Here is a 16,783-nt window from a genome sequence, read left to right on the forward strand (position 1 = left end):
TGCTTGCAACTAGATTATTAAAAATTAGAAATTGATTTTGTCCAAATGAAAGATTATAAAAATGCCTTTAATGAAAATTTGTTTGTTTCGATAAATGAAACAAGTGTTGTTTTAGAAAATAAAGGGAAAGAAACAATATTCGATTTCACTGAAATTAAACAGATACAAGTTCGAAAAAGGAAAGTTTTTCGCTATGATTTAATGATATTTAATATTTTGATTGCAGGATTGATTTTCGTATTTGTTGAGCCAAACAGTTTTTATCCCACATGTGTATTAGAGTATCTGTTTTTTATTTTCTTTTTGTTTTTCATTCCGCTTTTAATTAAGCGGTGTTCTTATGATATAACGATCAGAGGTAAAAATTCAAACTCTTTTAAATTTAAAATATTAAAAAAAGATTTGAATGAAGCAGCTTTCTTTGTTGTGTTAGTTAAGAATAAAATGAAGAAATAAATGGATTTGTTTCACTGATGTCAATGCAATAAAAACTGCGTTTAATTTGCATTAATATCTATTATTTTTGGTTAAACTTTGTAACTTTGGATTTCAAAAAATAATTAATTTGATCGCAAAAGCTACTATAGATACTGTTTTCGAAACTGCTCGGGTAGAGGAGGTTATCGGTGATTTTGTGCAATTGAAGCGCGCAGGGAGTAATTTCAAAGGGCTTAGTCCTTTCTCGGAAGAGCGCTCTCCATCGTTTATGGTTTCCCCAGCTAAGGGAATCTGGAAAGATTTTAGTTCTGGAAAAGGAGGAAATTCAGTTGCTTTTTTAATGGAACATTCCCATTTTACTTACCCGGAAGCCATACGATATTTAGCCAAAAAATACAATATAGAAATTGAGGAAACCGAGCAATCGGATCAGGAGAAAGCCATTACAGATGTACGGGAAAGTATGTATTTGGTCTCTGAGTTTGCAAAAAATTATTTTCATAACACTCTTTTTAATTCTGAAGAAGGCAAAGCAATAGGGTATTCTTATTTTAAAGAAAGAGGATTTACTGCGGATACAATTAAGAAATTTAGTTTGGGATATTCCCCTGAAAGTTGGGATGCCTTTACCAAAGAAGCCTTAGGGAAAGGTTATAAATTAGAGTTTCTAGAAAGTACTGGACTCACAATTCCAAGGGATGACAGGCCTTTTGACAGGTTTAAAGGTCGTGTTATGTTTCCTATAGAAAGTATGTCAGGACGAGTACTTGGTTTTGGAGGCAGAATTCTTACCAACGATAAAAAAGCGGCAAAATACTTGAATTCACCGGAGAGTGAAATTTACCATAAAAGTAAAGTGCTGTATGGTATTTTTCAGGCCAAACAATCAATAGCCAAATTAAATAATTGTTATTTAGTCGAAGGATACACTGATGTAATTCAGTTCAACCAATCCGGAATTGAAAATGTCGTTGCTTCCTCAGGCACGGCGCTTACACCGGATCAAATCCGTTTAATAAACAGATTGACAAAAAATATCACAGTGCTTTTTGATGGTGATGCCGCGGGTTTACGGGCTTCTGTGCGTGGAATTGATTTAATTTTAGAGGAAGGGATGAATGTAAAAGTGTGTACGTTTCCTGATGGGGAAGATCCGGACAGTTTTGCAAAAAAAACATCTTATGAAGCGTTAGTTTTATACTTAGAGAATAACGCAAAAGATTTTATTCAGTTCAAAGCCTCTCTTTTGATGAATGAAGCGAAAAATGATCCCGTCAAAAAAGCAGATCTTATACGGGACATGGTCGTCAGTATTTCGAAAATTCCGGACAGGATTCAACGAGAAATTTATATACAGGAATGTTCCAGAATAATGGCTATTTCAGAACAGGTTTTACTGAGCACTTTGGCGCAATTAGTCCAAAAAGATAGTATCGAAATTGAAAAAAAACACAAACAAAAGCAATTGCAGAATGCTTTTGAATATGTTAAAAATGACGACACGCTCCAGACTGATAAAGTAGATTCACTGTATCGATTTGAACGAAAAATAATTGAAATCCTATTGCTTTATGGTAATAAGACTGAGAAATTTGAAGAAGTTCTATTAAAGTCAAATAACGACGGAGAAATTGTGGACGTTATTGAAATAAAAGAATTAAAAGTTTTTCAGAAAATATATTTGAGTTTGCAAGATGATGAAGTAGAATTTGCAAGTCCTATATTTAGAGATATATACAAAAATTTAATCGATTATTATTTGCAAAATGAGGATTCGGGACTTGATAAGTATATAATTCACTATCAGTCAGGTGTTCCGGATGAAGTAACTAATATTATTATGGAAGACGAAAAAAATGTTTTGCACAATTGGACGGGTCAAAATATTTTCCCTAAAAGTAAAGAAGAAATGTTAAATCAGGATGTTTCGGACACATTGCTTACTTTGCGATGGTTTCTGCTTAGTGAGATTATTGAAGAGTTAAAAAACTCCGTTTCTAACGATCCGGAATCAGATAATATGGAGTCATTGTCTTTAGCAATGAGTTATATCGAGTTGCGAGGTAAGTTTTCAAAAAAATTAGGGAGGGTTGTGGTACGATATCATTAAAGACTACATAATCTATAAATCAAAAGCGCGGTATCTCTGAAATTTAATACAGAGATACAGCGCTTTTATTAATAGTAATGAATCACATGCAAACCATTCTTTTTTTTGAAATTGCCTAGACGTGGTTAGGCCTCAATGGTACTAAACGATTTCTAACGTTTTTGCTTTGTTTACTAAATCTACTAGATTAGTGACATTTAGTTTTGTTAACAATCGCAATTTGTACGTACTAATCGTTTTTTCATTTAGTTTAAGAATAGTTGCGATCTCGTGGTTTTTCTTTCCATCACTTAGGTAACGCAAAACCTCCACTTCCCGGTTGGAAAGCTTACGATACAATCTTTCACTCTTGCTTTGTTTTGCAATTAAGGCTAAATTTTTCTTTACAGTCTCATTCATGATTATTTTTCCTTGGTGGACTTTAACAATCGACTGACCTAAGGTTTCTAGTTTTTCAGATTTGTGCACAAAGCCAGATACTCCGGCTTTAATGGCATTTGGCGCATAAATCTGTTCTGAAAGACCACTGAAGATAATGATTTTAGTTTTTGGGAAATTTTTCAAAAGTGCTTTCACTTCAAAAATACTGGAAAGACCTTCCAGTTCCAAGTCTAATATCAATACATCAATGTCTTTTGTTAAAAGTATATCCCGTACCATCAAAAAGTTACCAACATTGGCTACTACTGATATCTCGGCATTGTCTTTAAAGTAAGATTTTACTCCAAAATGCACAACGGGGTAATTGTCGGCTATACATACTTTAATCATGATTTTAGTTTTTTAGAATTATTTGTTATTGGAAATGTAAAATTAATAAATAAATTCTGTAATTAATTGTAAATCAATATAAAATATCATTTCTTTAATCTTTTGGGATAAAACAAACGGGTATTGCGGTCATTTTATGTTGATTATTAGTGTTTAATCGCTTGTAGATTTCAAAAACAATTTTGTCTCTTCCGGTAAAATCTTCGATTGATTTTCCAGTGTGATCTTCTGCCATTGCCCACTCTAGCTCATCATAACTGGCGCCCAATTGATCTTCATCTGTTCTTTCGTCTCCAAATAATCCGTCGGTGGGTGATGCTTTCAAAATAGAATCTGGAATTTTTAAATAGTTGCCTAAAAGATAGACTTCTGACTTCATTAAGTCGGCAATAGGGCTTAAATCTACACCTCCATCGCCATATTTAGTATAAAAACCAACGCCAAAATCCTCTACTTTATTTCCCGTTCCGGCAACTAATAAACAATGAATGCCTGCAAAGTAATACAATGTGGTCATTCTTAAGCGAGCGCGGGTGTTAGCTAAGGATAGGTTTACTTTAGAAAGATCTGAATGATTAGCGGGCACTATTTTTTTGAAATTCTCAAAAACAGATGTTAAATCAGCTTCCGCGCTACTAACGTTAGAGAATCTTTTTTTTAATTGTTCGATGTGTTCACGGCCTCTTGTTACATGGCTTTGCGCTTGATGGATGGGCATTTCAATACATAAAACCTGCAATCCGGTTTGGGCGCATAGTGTAGAGGTTACCGCTGAATCAACTCCCCCTGAAATCCCAATAACAAATCCGTTCACTTTAGCATTTTCAGCATATGTTTTTAACCAATTTACAATATGAGTATTTATTTTTTCGACGGATAGTGTCCTTTTTTTAGTCATAATAGTTTACGTTTTAAAAAGTAGGAATGTATATTTGCACACTAAATTAGTTGTGCGTGGGTTTCCTTAAATTCTTTAGCAACAAATTTAATTAATAATTATGAAAATAGATCTGTTGTCCCTCGTCTTTTGTCTCTTTTTTTTGTCATGTGATAAGAAAAGTAAAGTAGAGAATACTATTGCTGCAATTCCTGTACAAGTAAAATTAGAACGTTTTGATAAAATATTTTTTGAAACGCCACCAAAAGACTTAGAGAAAATAAAAAATGAGTTTCCTTTCTTTTTTCCTCCAGGAAATGACAACAGCGTTTGGCTGAATAAAATGCAGGATCCAATCTGGAGAGAATTATATACGGAAGTCCAAAAAAAATATGCTGATATTGAACCGGTAAAAGAAGAATTAGAAGGGGTGTTTAAGCATATTAAATACTATTTTCCTCAAACAAAAATACCAAAAGTGATTACCGTAATCGCTGAGATGGACTATAATAATAAAGCCATTTATGCAGACAGTCTGGTTATTATCTCACTTGAATTGTATTTAGGGAAAGACCATAAATTTTATCAGTTTCCCAATTATTTAAAACAAAATTTTGAACAAAGACAGATTGCACCAGATGTAGTTTCGAGTTTTTCAACACGTAAAATCCCTCCTGTTTTAGATAAGGATTTGCTGAGTCAGATGATTTATTGTGGCAAACAATTGTATTTAAAAGACTTGCTTTTGCCAAAGTACACAGCGTCCGAAAAAATAGGGTATACGCCAGAGCAATTATTATGGTGTCAAGAAAATGAAAGTTACATGTGGCGTTATTTTATTGAGAAAGAATTACTTTACAGTAACGATCAAAAGTTAATTCCACGATTTATAAATCCAGCACCATTTTCTAAGTTTTATCTGGAAATAGACAATGAATCTCCGGGCCGGGTTGGTGCCTGGATCGGTTGGCAAATAGTGCGATCCTATATGAGCAATAAGAACGCAGGTATTGCTGATCTGTTAAAAAAAGATGCGAAAGAAATATTTAAACAATCAAAATACAAACCTAAAAAGTAATGTCAAATACACACACCTCAGAAATTAAGTTTCTAATCGAGTTAGATGAAAATAAGGTTCCGGAAAAATTAATGTGGACCGCTAAAGATGGCGGAGTAGAGCTGGAGGAAGCCAAAGCAATAATGTTGTCTATATGGGATAGCAAAGCAAAAGAAAGCATGCGCATTGATTTGTGGACAAAAGAAATGCCGGTAGATGAAATGAAAATTTTCTTTCATCAGACTTTAGTAGCAATGTCTGAAACATTTAAACGAGCCACCGATGATGAAAAAATGGCAGATACCATGAAAGATTTTTGTGATTATTTTGCGGAAAAATTAGAACTCACAAAATAAACAAGATATTATTTACTAAAAAATCCCAAGATTTTATTCAATCTTGAGATTTTTTGGTAAAATGATTTTAGATTTTTTTTTCTAAAATTGGCTGTTGTTTTTAAAAACTTCCTGATTTACTTCTTCTATGTAATTCAATACGTCATCTTTTCCGGTAGATTCAGTCGCTGATGTGACAAAGTAAAGGGGCATTTCGGCCCAGTTATTTGCAAACATTTTCTTTTTATAAGCGGCTACGTGAGAGTCTATTTTTACCTTGCTGATTTTGTCTGCTTTCGTGAAAACAATACAAAAAGGAATTTCGCTTTCCCCCATATACGACATGAATTCAATGTCAATAGTTTGCGCTTCGTGGCGAATATCAATCAAAACAAAAGCACAAACAAGTTGTTCTCTGGTCTCAAAATAATCAGTGATAAATTCTTGAAAAATAGATTTTGTTTTCTTAGAAACTTTTGCATAACCATAACCGGGCAGATCGACAAGAAACCAATTGTTGTTAATTAAAAAATGATTGATCAATTGGGTTTTTCCTGGTCTACCGGATGTTTTAGCTAATTTTTTTTGGTTGGTCAGCATATTGATCAAAGAGGATTTTCCTACATTTGATCGGCCTATAAAAGCATATTCCGGTAAAAAGTCTTTTGGACATTTTGTCACATCAGAGTTGCTAATAACAAATTCGGCGGTATTGATTTTCATTTTTGCTAGGTATAAAATTCTCCTTTTACGATTTGTGTACGGATAAATGAGTGCTTGTAAGCCACTCCTCAAGTAAGCGATTGAATTCCTCTGGATGTTCCATCATAGCTGCATGACCACAGTTATTGATCCAATATAAAGTAGAATTAGGTAATAATTTATTGAACTCTTCTGCTACATCTGGAGGGGTGACTTTGTCATTTTTTCCCCAAATAAGACAGGTTTGAACATGCATTTTAGGTAAATCTTTTGCCATATTATGGCGAATGGCACTTTTTGCAATAGTCAGTGTTTTGATCAACTTCATGCGGTCGTTAACAGACTCGTACACTTCGTCTATAAGATCTTTAGTCGCAACTTTTGGATCAAAAAATACATCTTCTGCTTTTTTCTTAATGTATTCGTAGTCCCCCCTTTTTGGGTAGCTATCACCCATAGCGCTTTCGTAAAGACCTGAACTTCCGGTTATTACAAGACCAGCCACTTTTTCAGGATACATTTTAGTGTGATACAATGCAATATGGCCGCCAAGTGAATTTCCTAAAAGGATAACACGATCTAATCCTTTAAATGTGATGAAATCCTTAACATATTTCGCAAAACTTTTTACGTTAGTTTTTAAAATATTTTGAGTATATATCGGTAAATCTGGAATAATTATTTTATATCCTCTTGTAGAAAAGTAGCTCGCAACGGCATCAAAGTTGCTTAGTCCCCCCATAAGTCCGTGTAAGATTACGATTGGAGTTCCTTCACCAGCTTCATAATAGCTGTATCTGCCTTCTTTTTTATAGTGTTTTTCCATTTTTTGTAAATACGGATTTTCAATTTTGACAAATATAGGATTTAATAAATAAAAATGGATTTTTAGAACAATTTTTAATTGTAAAATTATCCTGCTTTAGGTGAAATTCAGTTATTTTTTTTTAGAATTTAGCAACAAATTTCTATGTAAATGCCTTTTATTTTTACATTAAAAAAATCAAATGTCATTGGTTTTGGGAGTCTTTTTTCTATAACGATCTCTTTCTTACAAATTAAGCAGAATGGGTTAATGGCCTGATTGTCCAAAAAGTAAGGTTTTTTGTTTGAAAGTGGTTAAACTTATTAACAAAGTGGGATATAGTGGTATATAGTGGTAATATTTTTTATATTTTTGCTTAACATCATTTAATACTTTTTCTTGGATACAATTATTGGAACATATGAATGTAAAGTTGATGCTAAAGGAAGGGTGCTGTTGCCGGCGCCTTTGAAAAAGCAATTGGCATCTTCACTTCAAAACGGATTTGTTTTGAAGCGTTCCGTTTTTCAGCCCTGTCTGGAGTTATATCCCATGGAGGAGTGGAATGTAATGATGCAAAAAATTAATAAACTCAATCGATTTGTAAAGAAAAACAATGACTTTATCCGCAGGTTTACTGCAGGTGTAAAAGTGGTTGAGATCGATGCATTAGGACGGTTATTGGTGCCTAAAGATTTAGTGATTTTTGCCAGTATTACAAAAGAGGTGGTGTTTTCGTCAGCCGTAAACATTGTGGAAATTTGGGATAAAGAATGGTATGAAAAATCAATAAATGGGGAAGATGTTGATTTTGCAGATTTAGCAGAGGAAGTAATGGGAAATATAAATGACAACGAAAATGGAATATCATAATCCGGTTTTGCTTCAGGCATCAGTAGATGGTTTAAATATTAAGCCAGATGGCATTTATGTTGATGTCACTTTTGGGGGTGGCGGTCATTCAAAAGAAATTTTGAAAAGGTTAGGGCCGGGAGGAAAGTTGTTTGCTTTTGATCAGGACGAAGATGCATTAGCAAATGCTTTGCTGGACGAAAGATTTACGCTGATTAACGAGAATTTTCGTTTTGTAAAGCGGTTCTTGCGTTTTTATGGTGTTAAAAGTGTGGATGGTATCTTAGCAGATTTAGGTGTTTCATCGCATCAGTTTGATGTTCCGGAAAGAGGGTTTTCGACTCGTTTTGATGCCGATCTGGATATGCGAATGAGTAAAAAAAATGATTTGAATGCTCATCGGGTGGTTAATGAATATGATGAAGCAAATCTAAAAAGAGTGTTTTTAGATTATGGCGAATTGAAAAATGCTCCAGTTTTGGCAAGAACAATTGTTGAGGCGAGAGAGTTGCAACCAATCAAAACAACAGATGAGTTGAAAGCCATTTTGGCGCGATATTTACCGGAAAGAGTTCGAAATAAAATATTAGCCCAAATATATCAGGCCATTCGAATTGAGGTAAATCAGGAAATGGATGTTTTGAAAGAGTTTTTGGAGCAATCTCTGGAAATATTGAATCCAGTAGGCAGATTAAGTGTAATATCTTATCATTCCTTAGAAGACAGATTGGTAAAAAGATTTATCAAAAACGGGATGTTTGAAGGAGAGCCGGAAAGAGATTTTTTTGGTAATTTTTCTGTTCCTTTTAAAACCATTGGTAAACTAACAGTTCCGAATACCGAAGAAATAAAAGCAAATAACAGAGCGCGAAGCGCAAAATTAAGAATTGCCGAAAAAATATAATCCCCACCCGGCCTCGCCAAAAGGGAGGAGCCAAAGAGGAAAAATAAATAGTAACTTTTAATATCTCGGCTCCCTCTCCTTTGGAGAGGGTCGGGGAGAGAACAAATGAAAAACGGAGTGTATAGCATATTGAAAGCGAAGTTTCTTATTGATGATGATGCTGTCAAAAACTGGCGGTTCATTGTTTTTATCCTTTTGTTAGCTATTGTTATGATTGCAAATACTCAGCGATTTGAGCAAAAAGTATTTAAAATTACGGAGCTCACCGGACGGGTTAAAGAGTTGCGTTCCGAATTTGTAGATCGGCGGTCTGAGTTAATGAAATTAAAAATGGAATCAACGGTTTCTGAAAAAATGATAGAAAAAGAAATCTTTCCTTCAACAGTTCCGCCAATTAAAATAAAAGTTAAAAAAGAGGAAGATAAAAGCTTCTTTAAAAAATTATGGCAGTAGAAGATAAATACATATCCTACAGAATTTATCTGGTCGCATTTGGAATTTTCCTGATGGCGATCGCGATAGCCGTAAAATTAACAAATATTCAATGGGTAGAGGGTGATTATTATAGAAAATTAGCCAAACAAAGAACCGTTAAAAATTTTATTATTCCGGCCAATAAGGGGAATATTTATTCTGCTGATGGAAGTCTTTTGGCTACATCAATTCCAAATTATGAAATACGCTTTGATGCACTTGCTTCAAAAACAGAATTATTTGAGAAGAATGTGAAACCATTATCAGACTCTTTGGCTCTATTGTTAGGGAAATCAGCAAATTATTTTGAAAATGAATTAAGAAAAGCCCGGGGCAATAAAAACAGATATTATTTAGTGGCCCGAGATTTAAGTTATACAGAATATGTTAGAATCAAAGGGTTTCCTTTATTTAATCTTGGTGCTTATAAAGGAGGAATTATTGTAGAACAGGAAACCATAAGAGAGCATCCTATTGGAAAAATTGCAGAACGTACTGTAGGGTATGAGCGAACATCAAACGGGCAATCGCTGGATGGAAAAGGAATTGAATGGGCTTTTAGGAATTATCTAAATGGTAAAGACGGTAAAATATTAAAACAGAAAATAGCCAAGGGACAGTGGAAGCCCATACGCGATGTTAATGAAGTAGACCCTCAGGATGGCTATGATGTGATATCAACAATTGATGTTTATATTCAGGATATTGCACATCATGCTTTGCTTAAACAGTTGGAATTGTATCAGGCAGATCATGGTTCTGTAGTGGTTATGGAAACTAAAACGGGTCATGTGAAAGCAATTTCTAATTTAGGAAGAGCAAAAGACGGAACGTACTACGAAACCACTAATTACGCAGTAGCGGAGTCTCATGAACCGGGTTCTACCTATAAATTAGCGGATTTGATGGCACTTCTGGAAGATAAAAAAGCGGATACCAGTTCTGTTTATGATAGCAAAGGAGGCGTCGTTGTATATTCAGGTAAAAAAGTGCGTGATTCCCACAAAGGCGGTTATGGAAAAATTTCTTTAGCAAGAGGTTTTGAACTTTCGTCTAATACCATCATGGTTCAGGCGGTGTATGAAGCGTACAAAAATAACCCGTCGCAATTTGTCAATCATCTTAATGATTTTGGATTAAACAAAACTTTAGGACTTTCCATCAAAGGGGAGGGCGTGCCTTATATCCCTCAGCCAGGCGATAAAAACTGGTCAAACATTTCGCTTCCTTGGATGGCTTTTGGATATGGAGTCCACATAACTCCCATGCAGACACTGGCATTTTATAATGCGGTTGCCAATGATGGGGAAATGGTAAAGCCTCAATTTGTTTCTGAAATTAAAGAATGGAATAAAACAATCAAAAAATATGAGAAAGAAGTTTTGAATCCAAGAATTTGTTCCCAAGAAACGATATTGAAATTGCAGGCAGTTCTGGCAAATGTTGTCAAAAAAGGAACGGCTTCTAAATTATATTCAAAAGATTTTTCGATGGCAGGAAAAACAGGAACAGCGGCGGTGAATTACGGAAAGGCTGGAGGAGCTGGAAAATATTATGCGTCGTCTTTTGTGGGTTACTTCCCGGCAGACAAACCAATGTATTCTTGTATAGTTGTGGTGCATAAACCAAGTACAGCGCTAAATAATTATTACGGTGCGGATGTGGCTGGGCCCGTTTTTAAGAGAATCGCACAAAAAATATTTACCGATGCACCTTCGACAAATGAAATTAAAAATTTAGATAGAAAGATACCAAAACAAGAAAATAATTATGATTCTTATTTTGTGAAATCTCAGAACAAACAACAGTTTATACCCAATGTAAAAGGAATGCCAGGTATGGACGCTGTTGCTTTATTAGGAAATTTGGGAGTCAAAGTAAAGGTCGTAGGAGTTGGAAAAGTGAAAAAACAGTCGCTTGAAGCGGGACAAAATATTCTAAAAAACACAACGATACTATTGGAATTATCATGAGTATACTAAAAGATATATTATACAAGGTAGCTATTGAAGGCGTAATAGGTTCGACGGATATTGCTGTAAACAAAATAGATTTCGATTCTAGAAAAATTGGGTCTAACGATGTTTTTGTAGCAATTCGTGGGTCAATATCAAACGGTCATGATTTTATAGGAAAAGCAATTGAATTAGGAGCAGTTGCTGTGATTTGCGACACATTTCCGGAAATTATTGAAAAAGGAATTACGTACGTTCAGGTAAAAGACACGAATTCAGCCTTGGCATTTATGGCCTCTAATTATTTTGGGGATTCTTCTAAGAACCTGAAATTGATTGGAATTACAGGAACAAACGGGAAAACTACCATTGCTTCTTTGTTGTATCAATTATTTAAAAAGGCAGGGCTTAAAGTGGGATTACTCTCGACAGTTAAAATTTTAGTTGATGATATTGAATATAAAGCCACACACACGACTCCGGATTCGATTACTATAAATTACTATTTGAATGAAATGGTGAAAAACGGAGTCGACTATTGTTTTATGGAAGTCAGTTCTCATGGGATTCACCAAAAAAGAACCGAAGCCTTACATTTTGTAGGAGGTATTTTTACTAATTTGTCTCACGATCATTTGGATTATCATCCAACGTTTGCAGAATACAGAGATGTAAAGAAGGCCTTCTTTGATAATTTGCCTAAAACTGCCTTCGCATTATCTAATATTGATGATAAAAATGGGCAAGTAATGTTACAAAATACAGCAGCCAAAAAATGCAGTTATGCCTTAAAATCGTATGCGGATTATAAAGCGCAAATCCTGGAAAATCAATTGTCCGGTTTGATGTTGAAAATAAACGGAAATGAAGTTTGCGTTAAACTGATAGGAACATTTAATGCGTATAATTTAGTAGCTATTTATGGAGCGGCAGTCGAATTAGGAATGGAAAGTCTGGAAGTACTTCGTTTATTGTCGGATTTAGAAAGTGTTTCGGGACGTTTTCAATTTATTGTTTCTGCTTCAAATATTACGGCTATTGTAGATTATGCTCATACGCCGGATGCTTTAGAAAACGTACTAAAAACCATCAATGATATTCGCACCAAAAACGAACAGTTGATCACCGTTGTGGGGTGCGGTGGTAATAGAGACAAAAGCAAGCGCCCTATTATGGCCGGAATTGTTGCTGAATTGAGTGATAAAGCAATTTTCACTTCGGATAATCCAAGAAATGAAAATCCGGAAGTGATTATCACCGAAATGGAACACGGTGTCACCGCTCAAAACTATAAAAAAGTGCTGTCAATTAGTGATAGAAAGCAAGCCATAAAAACCGCATGTCAATTGGCACAGCCCAACGATATTATTTTAATTGCTGGGAAAGGGCATGAGACGTATCAGGAAATAAATGGAATTCGTCTTGATTTTGATGACATGGAAATAGTTAAAGAAATACTAGGCCAACTGGGGTAATAAAAGTTTAACCGGAGTAACTGTTTATTTGTCTATGGGAATATCCAAATAACCGATTAACCAAATAACCAAAAAAAGATAAACCAAATAAACAAAGAGATATGCTATACTATTTATTTGAATATTTAGACAAAACACTTGATGTTCCGGGAACTGGTGTTTTTCAGTACATCACTTTTAGATCTGCACTAGCATTGATGCTATCGTTGTTGTTATCAACAATTTACGGAAAAATTATAATCCGCTTTTTGCAAAGACAGCAAGTAGGTGAAACCGTACGCGAGCTGGGTTTAGCTGGTCAGAACGAAAAAGCGGGGACGCCGACCATGGGTGGATTAATCATTATTTTTGCTACGCTGGTACCGGTATTATTATTTGCAAAATTGCATAATATATACATTGTATTATTGATTGTTACTACGCTTTGGATGGGGACTATTGGTTTTATAGATGATTATATTAAAATTTTCAAAAGAGACAAACAAGGATTAAAAGGAATATTTAAGGTTGTTGGTCAAGTAGGTTTAGGTCTCATTGTGGGAACCGTCTTGTATTTTCATGCCGGGGTTACAGTGAGAACGGATATTGGTAATGCCAATTTTTTCAAGGCTTCTACTGAAAATGTTGGTATCAAAACGCCACTTGAAGAAAAATCAACTGCAACAACGATTCCTTTTTTTAAAAACAATGAATTTGATTATGCAGAACTATTAGCATGGACTGGGGAAGGATATGAAAAATGGGCTTGGTTGATTTTTATTCCGGTTGTTATTTTTATTATTACCGCTGTTTCTAATGGAGCTAATTTGACTGATGGAATAGATGGTTTGGCAGCAGGAACATCCGCAATTTCAGTATTGGCACTGGGAATATTTACGTTTGTTTCGGGAAATATTATTTTCTCTAATTACTTGAACATTATGTATATACCTAGTTCAGGGGAAATGACAGTCTTTATTGCGGCTTTTGTTGGATCCTTAATCGGGTTTCTTTGGTACAATTCGTATCCGGCATCTGTTTTTATGGGTGATACAGGAAGTTTAACAATAGGCGGAATTATTGCAGTTCTGGCAATTGCAGTGCGAAAAGAAATGCTGATTCCTTTATTGTGCGGTATTTTTCTTGTCGAAAATTTATCTGTGGTTCTTCAGGTCGGTTATTTCAAGTATACCAAGAAACGCTTTGGCGAAGGCCGAAGAATATTTTTAATGTCGCCTTTGCATCACCATTATCAGAAAAAGGGCTATCACGAAAGTAAAATTGTGACCCGGTTTTGGATTGTTGCCATCATGCTGGCCATTTTGTCAATCGTTACTTTAAAATTAAGATAACATGAGGCTAGTAGTTTTAGGTGGAGGCGAAAGCGGTGTTGGCACTGCTATTCTGGGTAAGAAAAAAGGATATGATGTTTTTGTGTCTGATTTTGGAAAGATAAAAGAGAATTACAAAGAGGTTCTTCTTATTAATGAAATTGCTTGGGAAGAGCAGGTGCACACGGAAGAATTGATTTTGAATGCTGATGTGGTGATGAAAAGTCCCGGAATTTCGGATAATTCTCCAATTGTAAAAAAATTAAAGGAGAAAGGAATCTCGGTAATTTCTGAAATTGAGTTTGCTGCTCCTTACACTGAGGCTACCATTATAGGGATAACTGGGAGTAACGGAAAGACCACCACTACAATGCTGACGCATCATTTGTTAAAAGCAGCAGGGCTAAATGTAGGATTGGGGGGCAATATAGGAAAGAGTTTTGCCTGGCAAGTTGCTGATAATAAATATGATTTGTATGTGCTTGAATTGAGTAGTTTTCAGCTGGACGGGATTGAAAATTTCAAACCGCATATTGCCATAATTACCAATATAAGCCCGGATCATCTGGATCGATATAATTATAAATATGAAAATTATATTGACGCAAAATTCAGGATTACAATGAATCAGACTCAGGAGGATTACCTCATTTATGATGCGGATGACGAAGCCATCAGTGAATGGTTCAAAACACACACAACAAAGGCGAAATTAATTCCTTTTTCATTGACTAAAACATTCAACGAAGGAGCTTATATACAAAACAACAAAATGGAGATAAAGATTAATCAGGAAGAGTATACAATGGACACCGAATACATTGCTTTAGAAGGGAAACATAACATGAAAAACGCAATGGCAGCAACTTCTGTGGCAAAATTAATGCAAATAAGAAAAGCTACAATTCGGGAGAGTCTTTCTAATTTTCAAGGCGTAGAGCATCGTCTGGAGAAAGTTTTGAAAATCCAAAACGTGCAATACATTAACGATTCTAAAGCAACCAATGTTAACGCGACTTTTTTTGCATTAGATAGCATGAACGCACCTACAGTATGGATTGTGGGCGGGGTAGATAAAGGAAATGATTATAATGAATTGATGTCTTTAGTGCGTGAAAAAGTTAAAGCGATTATCTGTCTTGGTGTAGATAATAAAAAGGTAATTGATGTTTTTGGTAATGTGGTCGATATTATGATCGAGGTGTCTAGTATGGATGATGCTGTGAGAATGGCGCAACGATTAACAGAAAAAGGAGACGCAGTGTTATTGTCTCCGGCATGTGCCAGTTTTGATTTATTTGAAAATTATGAGGACAGAGGAAATCAGTTTAAACAAGCGGTTAAAAATTTATAGAAAAAGGTTTTAGGTTCTAGGTGCTAGGTTTTAGCGCCAAAATCCAAAACCAAAAAAAGCCAAAACCAAAAATGAAGCAACTAATTAACAATTTGAAAGGAGATAAGGTAATTTGGTCATTCGTGGCTTTATTGGCTTTGTTTTCCTTTATGCCTGTTTTTAGTGCGAGTAGTAACTTGGCCTATGTTGGTCGGGGAACCGGAAATACATTGGGCTATTTAGTCAAACATTTGGCTCATATTTGTATTGGTTTTTTAATTATTTACTGGGTTCATAAAGTGCCATATCATTATTTTCGGGCTATTTCTAAAGTAGGATTGCCCGTTGTTTGGGTTTTATTAGCCTATACCTTGATCAAAGGAACAGTTATTGCCGGAGCTAATGCCAGTCGATGGATTCAGGTTCCGTTTATTGGGGTAACGTTCCAAACGTCAACATTGGCCTCAATAGTGTTGTTTATTTTTGTAGCGCGGTACTTGTCTAAAACCAGAGAAGTCCCTATTACTTTTAAGTCTTCTATTTGGGAGCTTTGGACGCCGGTATTCATTACCTTAATGTTTATTTTGCCAGCTAATTTCTCAACAACGGCATTGATTTTTTCGATGGTGTTGATGTTGGTTTTTATCGGAAAATATCCTATCAAATACATTGCAGTCATTCTGGGTTCAGGAATTGTATTTCTGGCCTTTTTTATTCTGCTTTCAAAAGCGTTCCCTGATTCGAAATTTTTTAGTAGGGTAGGAACTTGGGGAAACAGAATTGAAAGTTTTACCACAGATAAACCAGAGGAAGACGATTACCAAATTGAAAAAGCGAAAATCGCAATTGCATCCGGAAAAATATACGGATTAGGTCCGGGGAAAAGCATTCAAAAGAACTTTTTGCCACAATCTTCTTCTGATTTTATTTTTGCAATTATTGTAGAAGAATATGGGCTCATTGGAGGTTTAGGCGTGCTTACACTATACTTATTGTTGTTGTTCCGATTTGTTATTGCCTCACACAAAGCCACCACGCTCTTTGGGAAATTAGTCGTCATAGGCTTGGGTTTTCCAATGATATTCCAGGCGATGGTCAACATGGCTGTTGCTGTAGAATTATTACCGGTCACTGGACAAACATTACCCTTGATTAGCAGCGGAGGAAGTTCTATCTGGATGACGTGTTTTGCCCTTGGAATCATTATTAGTGTGACCAAAAAAGAAGAAGAGATCGTACAAGAATTGAAAGAAGCAGCCAAAAGGGAAGAAGCACTTCAGAAATTAATCGATAGGGAACTAGAAGAAGAAACAGTGGTTGAGGAATCCTATTCTATTGAAGATAAAGCGAAAAATCCATTGCAGGCAGTTTTAAATAAATAAGTT

At 35.2% G+C, this 16,783-nt stretch carries 16 protein-coding genes; 12 read left to right on the forward strand and 4 right to left on the reverse strand.

Annotated features, from left to right (window positions below):
- The first annotated feature begins 45 nt into the window (after positions 1-45).
- Together EKM00_RS09245 and dnaG are read left to right on the forward strand one after the other, a co-directional pair.
- Positions 46-456 carry a hypothetical protein gene (locus EKM00_RS09245; protein ID WP_126515985.1) on the forward strand — a complete coding sequence of 137 codons (411 nt, stop codon included), beginning with the start codon at positions 46-48 and terminating at the stop codon, positions 454-456.
- Between the two features lie 109 nt (positions 457-565).
- Positions 566-2,548: a DNA primase gene (gene dnaG / locus EKM00_RS09250; protein ID WP_126452662.1), complete on the forward strand. Its 1,983-nt coding sequence runs from the start codon at positions 566-568 to the stop codon at positions 2,546-2,548.
- Positions 2,549-2,689: 141 nt separating this feature from the next.
- On the opposite strand, the gene EKM00_RS09255 is transcribed toward dnaG, so the two are convergent.
- Together EKM00_RS09255 and nadE are read right to left on the reverse strand one after the other, a co-directional pair.
- A complete protein-coding gene (locus EKM00_RS09255) occupies positions 2,690-3,319 on the reverse strand; it encodes a response regulator transcription factor (RefSeq protein ID WP_126452664.1) in 630 nt (209 codons plus the stop codon).
- A 94-nt stretch (positions 3,320-3,413) separates the two neighbouring features.
- Positions 3,414-4,217, reverse strand: coding sequence for an NAD(+) synthase (gene nadE, locus EKM00_RS09260; RefSeq protein ID WP_126515986.1), 804 nt, complete (start codon positions 4,215-4,217; stop codon positions 3,414-3,416).
- A gap of 100 nt (positions 4,218-4,317) precedes the next feature.
- On the opposite strand from nadE, the gene gldB reads away from it, so the two are divergent.
- Both gldB and gldC read left to right on the forward strand, forming a co-directional pair.
- Positions 4,318-5,274 carry a gliding motility lipoprotein GldB gene (gene gldB, locus EKM00_RS09265; protein WP_126515987.1) on the forward strand — a complete coding sequence of 319 codons (957 nt, stop codon included), beginning with the start codon at positions 4,318-4,320 and terminating at the stop codon, positions 5,272-5,274.
- On the forward strand, positions 5,274-5,609 hold the full coding sequence (gene gldC, locus EKM00_RS09270) for a gliding motility protein GldC (RefSeq protein WP_126452671.1): 336 nt from the start codon (positions 5,274-5,276) through the stop codon (positions 5,607-5,609). Before gldB ends, gldC begins: the two co-directional genes overlap by 1 nt.
- An 81-nt stretch (positions 5,610-5,690) precedes the next feature.
- Here gldC and yihA read toward each other — a convergent pair whose 3' ends face one another.
- Together yihA and EKM00_RS09280 are read right to left on the reverse strand one after the other, a co-directional pair.
- Positions 5,691-6,311 carry a ribosome biogenesis GTP-binding protein YihA/YsxC gene (yihA, locus tag EKM00_RS09275; RefSeq protein WP_126515988.1) on the reverse strand — a complete coding sequence of 207 codons (621 nt, stop codon included), beginning with the start codon at positions 6,309-6,311 and terminating at the stop codon, positions 5,691-5,693.
- 25 nt (positions 6,312-6,336) lie between these two features.
- Positions 6,337-7,116 carry an alpha/beta fold hydrolase gene (locus tag EKM00_RS09280; protein WP_126452675.1) on the reverse strand — a complete coding sequence of 260 codons (780 nt, stop codon included), beginning with the start codon at positions 7,114-7,116 and terminating at the stop codon, positions 6,337-6,339.
- 378 nt (positions 7,117-7,494) lie between these two features.
- Between EKM00_RS09280 and mraZ the strand changes: the two genes are divergently transcribed.
- The 8 genes from mraZ to EKM00_RS09320 all read left to right on the forward strand — a co-directional run bounded on the left by mraZ (position 7,495) and on the right by EKM00_RS09320 (position 16,780).
- Complete coding sequence (mraZ, locus tag EKM00_RS09285; protein ID WP_126515989.1) at positions 7,495-7,968, forward strand: division/cell wall cluster transcriptional repressor MraZ; 474 nt, start codon at positions 7,495-7,497, stop codon at positions 7,966-7,968.
- A complete protein-coding gene (gene rsmH, locus EKM00_RS09290) occupies positions 7,943-8,851 on the forward strand; it encodes a 16S rRNA (cytosine(1402)-N(4))-methyltransferase RsmH (RefSeq protein WP_199734630.1) in 909 nt (302 codons plus the stop codon). The genes mraZ and rsmH overlap by 26 nt, the downstream gene beginning before the upstream one ends.
- Before the next feature lie 105 nt (positions 8,852-8,956).
- Positions 8,957-9,304, forward strand: coding sequence for an FtsL-like putative cell division protein (locus EKM00_RS09295; RefSeq protein ID WP_126452681.1), 348 nt, complete (start codon positions 8,957-8,959; stop codon positions 9,302-9,304).
- Positions 9,295-11,298, forward strand: a complete 2,004-nt coding sequence (locus EKM00_RS09300) for a peptidoglycan D,D-transpeptidase FtsI family protein (RefSeq protein ID WP_126452683.1) — start codon at positions 9,295-9,297, stop codon at positions 11,296-11,298. The genes EKM00_RS09295 and EKM00_RS09300 overlap by 10 nt, the downstream gene beginning before the upstream one ends.
- The gene (locus EKM00_RS09305) at positions 11,295-12,755 is read left to right on the forward strand and encodes a UDP-N-acetylmuramoyl-L-alanyl-D-glutamate--2,6-diaminopimelate ligase (protein WP_126515991.1); all 1,461 of its coding nucleotides are present in this window, start codon (positions 11,295-11,297) and stop codon (positions 12,753-12,755) included. The genes EKM00_RS09300 and EKM00_RS09305 overlap by 4 nt, the downstream gene beginning before the upstream one ends.
- Before the next feature lie 101 nt (positions 12,756-12,856).
- Positions 12,857-14,086: a phospho-N-acetylmuramoyl-pentapeptide-transferase gene (gene mraY, locus EKM00_RS09310; protein ID WP_126452687.1), complete on the forward strand. Its 1,230-nt coding sequence runs from the start codon at positions 12,857-12,859 to the stop codon at positions 14,084-14,086.
- Between the two features lies 1 nt (position 14,087).
- The gene (gene murD / locus EKM00_RS09315) at positions 14,088-15,419 is read left to right on the forward strand and encodes a UDP-N-acetylmuramoyl-L-alanine--D-glutamate ligase (protein WP_126515992.1); all 1,332 of its coding nucleotides are present in this window, start codon (positions 14,088-14,090) and stop codon (positions 15,417-15,419) included.
- A 71-nt stretch (positions 15,420-15,490) separates the two neighbouring features.
- Positions 15,491-16,780 carry an FtsW/RodA/SpoVE family cell cycle protein gene (locus EKM00_RS09320; RefSeq protein ID WP_126515993.1) on the forward strand — a complete coding sequence of 430 codons (1,290 nt, stop codon included), beginning with the start codon at positions 15,491-15,493 and terminating at the stop codon, positions 16,778-16,780.
- The last annotated feature ends 3 nt before the right edge of the window (positions 16,781-16,783 follow it).

This window comes from Flavobacterium sp. RSP15 (assembly GCF_003968755.1).
GTDB lineage: Bacteria > Bacteroidota > Bacteroidia > Flavobacteriales > Flavobacteriaceae > Flavobacterium.